This is a genomic window from Streptomyces sp. NPDC037410 (assembly GCF_055602235.1).
The window spans coordinates 1-8,703 of the sequence record NZ_JBVJWR010000018.1 but is presented as its reverse complement, the minus strand read 5'-3'; the positions used below and the strand labels follow the sequence as shown (position 1 = coordinate 8,703).

8 protein-coding genes, 2 tRNA genes and 1 pseudogene are annotated in these 8,703 nt (G+C 73.7%); 10 read left to right on the top strand and 1 reads right to left on the bottom strand.

Annotated elements, in window-relative coordinates:
* The 4 genes and pseudogenes from ACZ7HT_RS26865 to ACZ7HT_RS26850 form a co-directional block, all read left to right on the top strand.
* Window positions 1-290, top strand: a pseudogene (locus tag ACZ7HT_RS26865) (DEAD/DEAH box helicase); the annotation flags it as partial.
* A gap of 260 nt (window positions 291-550) precedes the next feature.
* A tRNA-Lys gene (locus ACZ7HT_RS26860) sits at window positions 551-623 on the top strand.
* 393 nt (window positions 624-1,016) lie between these two features.
* Window positions 1,017-2,315, top strand: a complete 1,299-nt coding sequence (locus tag ACZ7HT_RS26855) for a diacylglycerol/lipid kinase family protein (protein ID WP_471170927.1) — start codon at window positions 1,017-1,019, stop codon at window positions 2,313-2,315.
* Window positions 2,316-2,366: 51 nt separating this feature from the next.
* A complete protein-coding gene (locus tag ACZ7HT_RS26850; RefSeq protein WP_471170666.1) occupies window positions 2,367-2,951 on the top strand; it encodes a phosphatase PAP2 family protein in 585 nt (194 codons plus the stop codon).
* Between the two features lie 80 nt (window positions 2,952-3,031).
* Here ACZ7HT_RS26850 and ACZ7HT_RS26845 read toward each other — a convergent pair whose 3' ends face one another.
* The gene (locus ACZ7HT_RS26845; RefSeq protein WP_471170665.1) at window positions 3,032-4,000 is read right to left on the bottom strand and encodes a sigma-70 family RNA polymerase sigma factor; all 969 of its coding nucleotides are present in this window, start codon (window positions 3,998-4,000) and stop codon (window positions 3,032-3,034) included.
* Window positions 4,001-4,174: 174 nt separating this feature from the next.
* Here ACZ7HT_RS26845 and ACZ7HT_RS26840 point away from each other — a divergent pair, with 174 nt between their 5' ends.
* From ACZ7HT_RS26840 to ACZ7HT_RS26815, 6 genes are all read left to right on the top strand, one after another.
* The gene (locus tag ACZ7HT_RS26840) at window positions 4,175-4,669 is read left to right on the top strand and encodes a rhodanese-like domain-containing protein (protein ID WP_471170663.1); all 495 of its coding nucleotides are present in this window, start codon (window positions 4,175-4,177) and stop codon (window positions 4,667-4,669) included.
* Between the two features lie 52 nt (window positions 4,670-4,721).
* A tRNA-Met gene (locus ACZ7HT_RS26835) sits at window positions 4,722-4,795 on the top strand.
* A gap of 107 nt (window positions 4,796-4,902) precedes the next feature.
* Entirely contained in the window at window positions 4,903-5,643 is a 741-nt protein-coding gene (locus tag ACZ7HT_RS26830; RefSeq protein ID WP_471170661.1) for a MerR family transcriptional regulator, read from the top strand.
* Between the two features lie 85 nt (window positions 5,644-5,728).
* On the top strand, window positions 5,729-6,106 hold the full coding sequence (locus tag ACZ7HT_RS26825; protein WP_471170659.1) for a hypothetical protein: 378 nt from the start codon (window positions 5,729-5,731) through the stop codon (window positions 6,104-6,106).
* Window positions 6,107-6,170: 64 nt separating this feature from the next.
* A complete protein-coding gene (locus ACZ7HT_RS26820; protein ID WP_471170657.1) occupies window positions 6,171-7,193 on the top strand; it encodes a PLP-dependent cysteine synthase family protein in 1,023 nt (340 codons plus the stop codon).
* A complete protein-coding gene (locus ACZ7HT_RS26815) occupies window positions 7,190-8,413 on the top strand; it encodes an MFS transporter (protein ID WP_471170656.1) in 1,224 nt (407 codons plus the stop codon). The genes ACZ7HT_RS26820 and ACZ7HT_RS26815 overlap by 4 nt, the downstream gene beginning before the upstream one ends.
* Window positions 8,414-8,703: the final 290 nt, after the last annotated feature.

The window sequence follows — 8,703 nt, the reverse complement described above, 5'->3', positions numbered from 1 at the left end:
GCCGCGACGACCGTCCGTCGGGTGGCTTCCGTCGTGACGACCGTCCGTCGGGTGGCTTCCGTCGTGACGACCGTCCGTCCGGTGGCTTCAACCGTGACGACCGCGGCGGCCACCGCGGCAGCGACCGTCCGTTCAACCGCGACCGTCGCGACGACCGCCCCGCCGGCGGCTTCCGCTCGGGCGGCGACCGCCCGTACGGCCGTCGTGACGACCACCGCGGCAGCACCGGCTCGACCGGCGGCTCCTTCGGCCGCCGCGACGACAAGCCGCGCTGGAAGCGCAACGGCTGATCTCGCCTGAAACCCTGACCAGGGCCCGTACGACACTTCGGTGACGTACGGGCCCTGGCCGTTTTCGAACGCTGACCGTACGGACGGGGACCGGCACCGGGTGAAGATCGGCGGCGGCCGGCAGATGTACAAGACCCTGTCCTGACCCGTGCCCGACCGGGGCCCGGCCACGACGGCCGGGCCCGCGGCGCGGCCGGTGTCGGATACCCGATCGGTTCCGGGGCCCTCTCGGGCTATGCTGCTCGGGTGTGCTTGTCCACGGGCCGTTAGCTCAATTGGCAGAGCAGTGGACTTTTAATCCATTGGTTGTGGGTTCGAGTCCCACACGGCCTACCGAGCGGTGGGGGAGGGGAGACCCTCCTGCCTGCCGCGGAGCGCCCCGACCGGTTTGTTCCGGTCGGGGCGCTCCGTCGTTCCCGGGTATGGGCGTCGGTCGACGTAACGTGCCGGCTGGTCCGCGTAGTTGGGGGGGCGCAGGTGCGCGCGCCCCGGTTGCCGTTCGCGGCCTGACTCCGTATCACTCCGCGTTCCCTGAGAACCTTCCGTGTACTGCCGCTGTCTTGTTCTCCGAGGGCTCCGTCCTCCGAACGGGGCCGTCCCGGGGGCGGCGGTGGGGAACGTGGGGAAGCGTGGACGCGGAGTGTGGAGGTGGGGTCGGTGACGGCGAGCGGTTCCGGTGATCCGGCGGGGGAGGCCCAGCGGCTGGCCCGTTACGCGCTGGTCGCCATGGGGGGTGCGGGCGCGGCCCTGCTGACCGCGCTCGGCAGCGGTCTCGTGATCCTGCTGAGCGGGGTCGTGGGGCTCGCCGCCACGGCCGCGGGCGTCTGGTGGTTCCTCGCGCACCGGGGGACCCTGCGGATGCTCGGGGCGGCGGTCGCGGTGGCCGCGCCCCTCGTCACCCTGGGCCTGTACGTCGCCTGGGGCGTCTGGGTGAACGCCCTCGTGGCCCTGGGGCTGTGGGGCCTGGCGCTGTCCTTCGCGCGGGCCGCCCTGCGCCGCCCGGAGGACGAGCGGGACGCGCTGATGCGGGGCGTCCCGGTCGCCCCGCCGCGTCGGCCCGTCCTGATCATGAACCCGAAGTCCGGCGGCGGGAAGGTCGCGCGGTTCCGGCTCGTCGAGCGGGCGGAGGCGCTCGGCGCCCGGGTGATCCTGCTCGATCCGTCCGCCCCGGCCGATGTCGCCGGGCTCGCGCGCGAGGCCGTGGCCGGGGGCGCCGATCTGCTCGGCGTGGCCGGCGGCGACGGCACGCAGGCCCTGGTGGCCGAGGTCGCCGCCGAGCACGGCCTGCCGTTCCTGGTCGTGTCGGCCGGCACCCGCAACCACTTCGCCATGGACCTGGGCCTCGACCGCACCGATCCGTCGCGCTGCCTCGACGCGCTGCGCGACGGCGAGGAGCTCCGGGTCGACCTCGGCTCGGTCGCCGGGCGCCCGTTCGTCAACACGGTCTCCTTCGGGGTGTACGCGGACGTGGTCCAGCGCCCCGAGTACCGCGACGCGAAGGCCGGCACCGCGCTCGACGTCCTGCCCGATCTGCTCCAGGGGGGTGAGGGCGACCGCCTCGACGCGCTCGCCGACTCCACCCCGCTCCTCGGGCAGCAGGCGCTCCTCGTCAGCAACAACCCGTACGCGGCGCCCGATCCGCTCGGTGCGGTCGCCGCCCGCAGGACCCGCCTCGACGGGGGTGAGCTCGGGGTGATCGGCATACGGGTGGACGGGGCCGCCCAGGCGGCGGAACTGGCCGTCCTCGGCACCCAGGCGACCGGCCTGAACGTCCTGACGGCCCGTAGGGTGGAGGTCGGGGGCGGCCCGGGCGCCGCGATCTCCGTCGCCGTGGACGGCGAGGCGCTGACCCTGCCCACGCCCGTCGTCTGCACCCTCAGGACCGGCGCCCTGCGGGTCCTCGTGCCCCGCACCCGGCCGGGGTCGCCGGTGCCGCCGCCGCGTCTGGACTGGCGCCGCCTGACCCGCCTCGCGTTCCCCGAGGAGCCGGACCGGAGAGCCCCCTGGGACTCCCGTACGCCGTGAATCCCCGTACGCCTTGAACTCCCGTACCACCCACCCCGCTAGGAGCGGCGCATGACCACCGACACGACGACGCCCGGGATCCTCCGGGCGATGACGCACGATCTCCGGGCCGTCGACGGGGCCGTCTACGCCGCCGTGGCCGCCACCCCCACGCCCACGCTCGACACGGCGCTCCGCCGGCTGTCCACGGCGGCGAACCACTCCAAGATCTCGTTCTCGGTCGCGGCCGCGCTCGCGCTCGTGCCGGGCCGGCCGCGGCGGGCCGCGCTCGCCGGGGTCGGGGCGATCGCGGTGGCCTCGGCCTCGGCGAACCTGCTCGGCAAGCGGCTGGTCCGCAGGCCGCGGCCGGACCGGGAGGCGGCCCGGGTGGTGGTGAGCCGCCATGTGCCCATGCCGGAGTCGGCGTCGTTCCCCTCCGGGCACACCGCGTCGGCGGTGGCCTTCGCCGCCGCCGTGGGGGCGGTGCTGCCGCCCGCCGCGCTGCCCCTCGCGGCCCTGGCGTGGACCGTCGGCTACTCCAGGGTCCACACGGGGGTGCACTACCCGGGCGACGTCGTCGCGGGCGCCTTCCTCGGCCTCGCGAGCGCGGGCGTCTCCGCGGCGGTCACGAGCCGGCTGGCCGCCAGGCTCACGTGACCCCCGGCCGGTCCCCCAGGCGTACGAGGGCGTACGAGGGCGGGGGACCGTGAGCCGCGGGAGCCTGGCCGCCGTCGAGGTCAGTACGTCGCGAGGGCCAGGTCCTCCTCCGTGAGACCGAGCGCGGCGATGCGCTCCGGGTCCGCCAGGACGTGCAGCGCGACGATCCGGTCCCCGGAGATCGTGAACGTCATGAGCGAGCCCGGGCGGCCGTTGACGACCGACAGGACCGCGGGCTGGCCGTTGGCCACGAGGCGCAGCGAGCCCCTGCGGAACTTCGCGTACATGACGGCCTGCGACATGACGGCCTCGGCGCCCCGGACGACCTGCGAGAGGGCCGCGAGGGTCCGGCCGCCGTCCGCGCGCAGCACCACGTCCGGGTCGAGGACGGTGAGCAGTCCCTCGAAGTCGCCGCCGTTCGCCGCGGCGAGGAAGGCGTCGGCGATCTCCCGCTGCCGCCGTGCGTCGGGGCCGGGGGCCGGGGTGGCGTCCTGCACGCGGCGGCGGGCGCGGCTGGCGAGCTGGCGGGTCGCGGCCGGGGTGCGGTCCACGATCTTCGCGATCTCGTCGAAGGAGACGGCGAACATGTCGTGCAGCACGAACGCGAGCCGCTCCGCCGGTCCGAGCGTGTCCAGGACGACGAGCAGTGCGAGCCCGACGGACTCGGTGAGCTCGGCCGCCTGCTCCGGGGCGGTGGTGTCGGCGACCCGGACGACCGGATCGGGGACGTAGTACTCCAGCGGGTCCTCGCGGCGCGAGGCGCGCGAGCGCAGCATGTCCAGGCAGACGCGGCCGACGACGGTGGTCAGCCAGCCGCTGAGGTTCTCCACGCCGCTGACGTCGCTGCGGCTGAGCTTGAACCAGGCCTCCTGGACGGCGTCCTCGGCCTCGCTGATCGAGCCCAGCATCCGGTAGGCGACCGCCCGCAGATGGCCGCGGTCGGCGTCGAAGCGCCGGGCCAGGAATTCCTTGTCGGCGCTGTCGAAGACTTCCCGGCCGACTTCGTTCTCGTGGTCCACTCGTCGATCTCCCCGTTCGCGTCCCGTCATGTCGTCATGACGGATGAAGTCCTGCGGATGTGACAGCGCAGACCGGGGTCTCGGGATCCGGTACGTGAGATCCCCGCCGTCTCGTGGCGAACGCCCGGGATTCCCCGGCCGAAGCCCCCGACCACCGTGGATCCTCACTTCAGCACGGTGATCATCGTCCGTAGATTGATCACCATGACGACGACAACGCCCCAGGTCAACCCCGTACTTCGCACCCCGCCGGCCTCCCCCGCCGCCGCGGCCGCCTACTTCTCCGCCAGCCTCGCGTTCCACGCCGACGTCTCCGACGTGGCCTCCGCGCTGGCCACCGCCGCCGCCGAGGGCACCGACCCGGGCTTCGTGGTGATCGACTCCCGGTCCACCGCCTCCTGGGACCAGGGTCACGTGCCCGGCGCGGTCCACCTGCCGACCGCGCTCATCCCCGAGCAGGCCGAGCAGCTGCTCGACAGGTCCGTGCCGGTCGTCACGTACTGCTGGGGCCCCGGCTGCAACGGCGCCACGCGCGCCGCGCTGGCCCTCGCCGAGCTGGGCTTCCAGGTGAAGGAGATGCTCGGCGGCTTCGAGTACTGGGTGCGCGAGGGCTTCGCGTACGAGACGTGGGAGGGGCCCGCGCACAAGGCCGCCGACCCGCTGACCGCGCCCGTCGACTCCGACGACTGCGGGTGCTGAGGAAACCGATTTCGTGATTGCCCCGGTCATGCCGTAGAGTCAGGTTCACCGACGCGGGGTGGAGCAGCTCGGTAGCTCGCTGGGCTCATAACCCAGAGGTCGCAGGTTCAAATCCTGTCCCCGCTACTCAGTAGCAACGAAGGCCCGGATCCAGTCACTGGATCCGGGCCTTCGTCGTGTATCCGCCTGCTTCGCTTGACCTTTACGCAGCGTCAAGATCTAGCGTTCTCGGCATGGAGTGGTCGATCCAGGAGATCGCCAAGAAGGCCGGCACCACCAGCCGCACCCTCCGGCACTACGGAGAGCGCGGACTGCTTGAGCCGAGCCGGATCGGCGCGAACGGTTACCGGTACTACGACCAGGCGGCGCTCGTGCGCCTGCAGCGGATCCTGCTGCTGCGCGAGCTGGGGCTCTCGCTGCCCGCCATCGCCGAGGTCCTCGCGGGGCAGCGGGACACCTCCGCCGCCCTGCGCACCCATCTCGCCCTCCTGGAGCAGGAGCGTGAGCGCATCGGACGCCAGATCGCGTCGGTGCGGACCACTCTGCGGAAGACCGGGAGAGGAGAGGAACTCATGGCCGACGAGGTGTTCGACGGTTTCGACCACACGCGGTACGAGGAGGAGGTCACCGAGCGCTGGGGCCGCGACGCGTACGAGAAGGGCGACCGCTGGTGGCGCTCGCTCACCGACGCCCAGAAGAAGGCGTTCATGGACGAGCAGGCCGCCATCGCCCGCGACTTCGGGCGGGCGGCGCGGGACGGCCTGGCCGCCGACGGCGACGACGTGCAGGCGATCACGCGGCGCCAGATCGCGTGGCTGTCCACGACCACGACGCCGAGCAGGGAGTACGTGATCGGACTCGGGCAGATGTACGTCGACGACCCGCGCTTCACCGCCACCTACGACAAGCACGGCGAGGGCACCGCGGTCCTCGTCCGGGACGCGATGAAGGTGTACGCCGAGCGGCACCTCTGACGGACCTGTCTGAAGTAAACGGTGGCCAAAACCGTGCATGCCTCTTTGGAGCCGTGCCGCATCCCACCGTAGTCTCGCGCGCACCATGAGTGATCAGCGTGTGACCGAGATGAGCCGGCGGGCGCCCGCCGTGCTCGTCCTGCTCGCGCTCCTCGCCCTGATCGTGAGCGTCTGCCACGGTTCCCACGGCCACGTCCTGCCGGCCTCCGGCACCACGACCGTCTCCGCCCCCGCGCTCCCGCACGGTTGCGAGCGGTCCGGGGACGCCTGGACCTTCGACGCCCACCTCCCCGCACAGGCCGCCGCCTCCCCGCTCGCCGTCCCCGGCGCCGGCGGAGCCGCGGTCCTGCCGTACGCGGCGGACCACCGCACCGACCCCCGCGCGCGCTGCGTCCGGGGCCGCGCGGGCCCCGGCCCCCGGCCGGGCATGCTGCTGATCGCCCTCGGAGTGGACCGGAACTGAGCCGGGTCCCGCACTCGCGTGACCAGGTTCCCTTTCGCGTACCGACCCGAGGACGTACCCCCCCATGACCGCACCACTGACGCTCTCCGTCGACGGGCAGACCGTCGGCAACACCCCCGTCCTGTGGACGGACGACGGCTACTGGGCCAAGCTCGAAGGCTTCAACTTCGGCGGCATCAAGGACCGCGCCGCCCTCTACATGGTCGAGCAGGCCCGCCGCCGCGGTGAGCTGCGGCCCGGCGCCCCGATCGTCGAGTCGACCTCCGGGACCCTCGGTCTCGGCCTCGCCCTCGCCGGCGTGCTCCACGGCCATCCCGTGCACGTCGTCACCGACCCCGGGCTCGAACCGATCGTCGAGCGGATGCTCGTCGCCCACGGCGCCCGGGTCCACGTCGTCCCCGAGCCGAGCCCGCAGGGCGGCTGGCAGCAGGCCCGGATGGACCGGGTCGCCGAGCTGCTCGCAGGACTCGACGGGGCCTGGTGGCCCAACCAGTACGGGAACCCCGACAACCCCGCCGCGTACACGGGCCTCGCCGCCGAACTGTCCGCGCAGCTCGACCGGATCGACGTCCTCGTCTGCGCGGTCGGCACCGGCGGCCACTCGGCCGGGATCTCCCGGGCGCTGCGCGCCACCTCCAGCCCGGCCCTCGAACTGGTCGGCGTGGACTCCGTGAACTCCACCGTCTTCGGCCTCCCGGCCGGCGAGCGCCTGATGCGCGGCCTCGGCTCCTCCATCCACCCGGGGAACGTCGACCACGGCGCCTTCGACGAGGTGCACTGGGTGGGCCCGGCGGAGGCGGTCCGGGCGGCCCGCCGGCTGGCCTCCCGGCAGTTCGCCACCGGCGGCTGGAGCGTCGGCGCGGTCGCGCTCGTCGCCGGCTGGCTGGCCCGCACACGGCCGCGCGGCACCCGGATCGCGGCCGTCTTCCCGGACGGGCCGCAGCGGTACTTCGACACCGTCTTCAACGACGAGTTCTGTGCGGCCCACGGGCTGCTCGACGGACCCGTACGGGAGGACCCCGCCGCGTACGTCTCCGACGACGCGGTCAGCGGCTGGACCCGCCGGGTCCTGGAGCGTGTCCGGTGACGACGACGACCGCGCCCGCGAAGGGCCGGGGCGGCATCTGGAGGCAGAGCCGCACCTTCGACCCGGCCGTACGGCTGCTCTTCCTCAACCAGCTCACCATCAACCTCGGCTTCTACATGCTCATGCCGTACCTGGCCGCGCACCTCGCGGACGGGCTCGGGATGGCGGCCTGGGCCGTCGGTCTCGTCCTCGGCGCGCGGAACCTGTCCCAGCAGGGCATGTTCCTCGTCGGCGGGGCGCTCGCCGACCGGCTCGGCTTCAAGCCGCTCATCGTCGCCGGCTGTGCGCTGCGGACGGTCGGCTTCGGGGCGCTCGCCTTCGCGCAGTCGCTGCCGATGCTGATCGCCGCCTCGCTCGCGACGGGCCTCGCGGGCGCGCTGTTCAACCCGGCCGTGCGGGCCTGTCTCGCGGCGGAGGCGGGGGAGGAACGCCGGGTGGAGGCCTTCGCGCTGTTCAACGCGTACTACCAGGCGGGCATCCTGCTCGGGCCGCTCGTCGGGGTGGCCCTGACGGGGGTGTCGTTCCGGCTGACGTGCGTGGTCGCGGCGGTGCTGTTCGCCGGCCTGACCCTCGTACAGCTCCGGTACATGCCCGTACGGGCCGTGTCCGAGCCGGCCGCGCAGGGGGAGCGGGGGCAGTTCCGCACGGTGCTCGCCCACCGGACCTTCTGGCTCTTCTCGCTCGCCATGACCGGCTCGTACGTGCTGTCCTTCCAGGTCTATCTGGCGCTGCCGCTCGCGGCGGGCGGTACGGGGGTGACGACCGCGCTGTTCGTGGTCTCGGCGCTCGTGGCGCTCGCCGGGCAGCTGCGGATCACGGCCTGGACCCGGCGCCGCCTGAGCCGGGAGCGGTGTCTGGTCCTCGGGCTCGCGCTGATGGGCGGGGCGTTCCTCGTGCCGGCCGTCCTGGGGCGCGGCCTGGTGGGGCTGCTGCTGTGCGCGGCCGTCCTGGCCGTCGCGAACGCGGTGCTCTACCCGTACGAGATGGACACCGTCGTCGCCCTGTCCCGGGGGCGCTGGGTCGCCACCCACTACGGGCTCTACAACACGGTGTGCGGGATCGGGATCACCCTGGGGAACCTGGGGACGGGTGCGCTCCTCGACGTCACCGGCTGGTCGGCGGTCCCGTGGCTCGCGCTGTGCGCGGTGGGCCTGGGGTGCGCGGCGGCGATGGCGCTGCTCGCCCGGGGCGGACGGCTCGCGGAGGGCGGGACCCCCTAAGGGGCCCTGGGGGTGTCTCGCCGGGGTGTCTCGCCGGGGTGTCTCGCCTGGGCCTGTCCCGGGGGGTGTACGCCACTCGGCCCCGTGGGAGTCGCCGCCCCGGGCGGCGGCGGCCACCCTGGGAGGGGGGGGGGGGGGGGGGGGGGGGGAGGGGGGGGGGGGGGAAGGGGGGGGGGGGAAGAGAGGGGGGGGGGGGGGGGGGGGGGGTCATTGACGTCGTGGAGGACTGCTATGTGAGCGTGTGCGGTGTACTTCGTAGCCATGCTGCGGCAGAGGCGGACGGGCGGGGC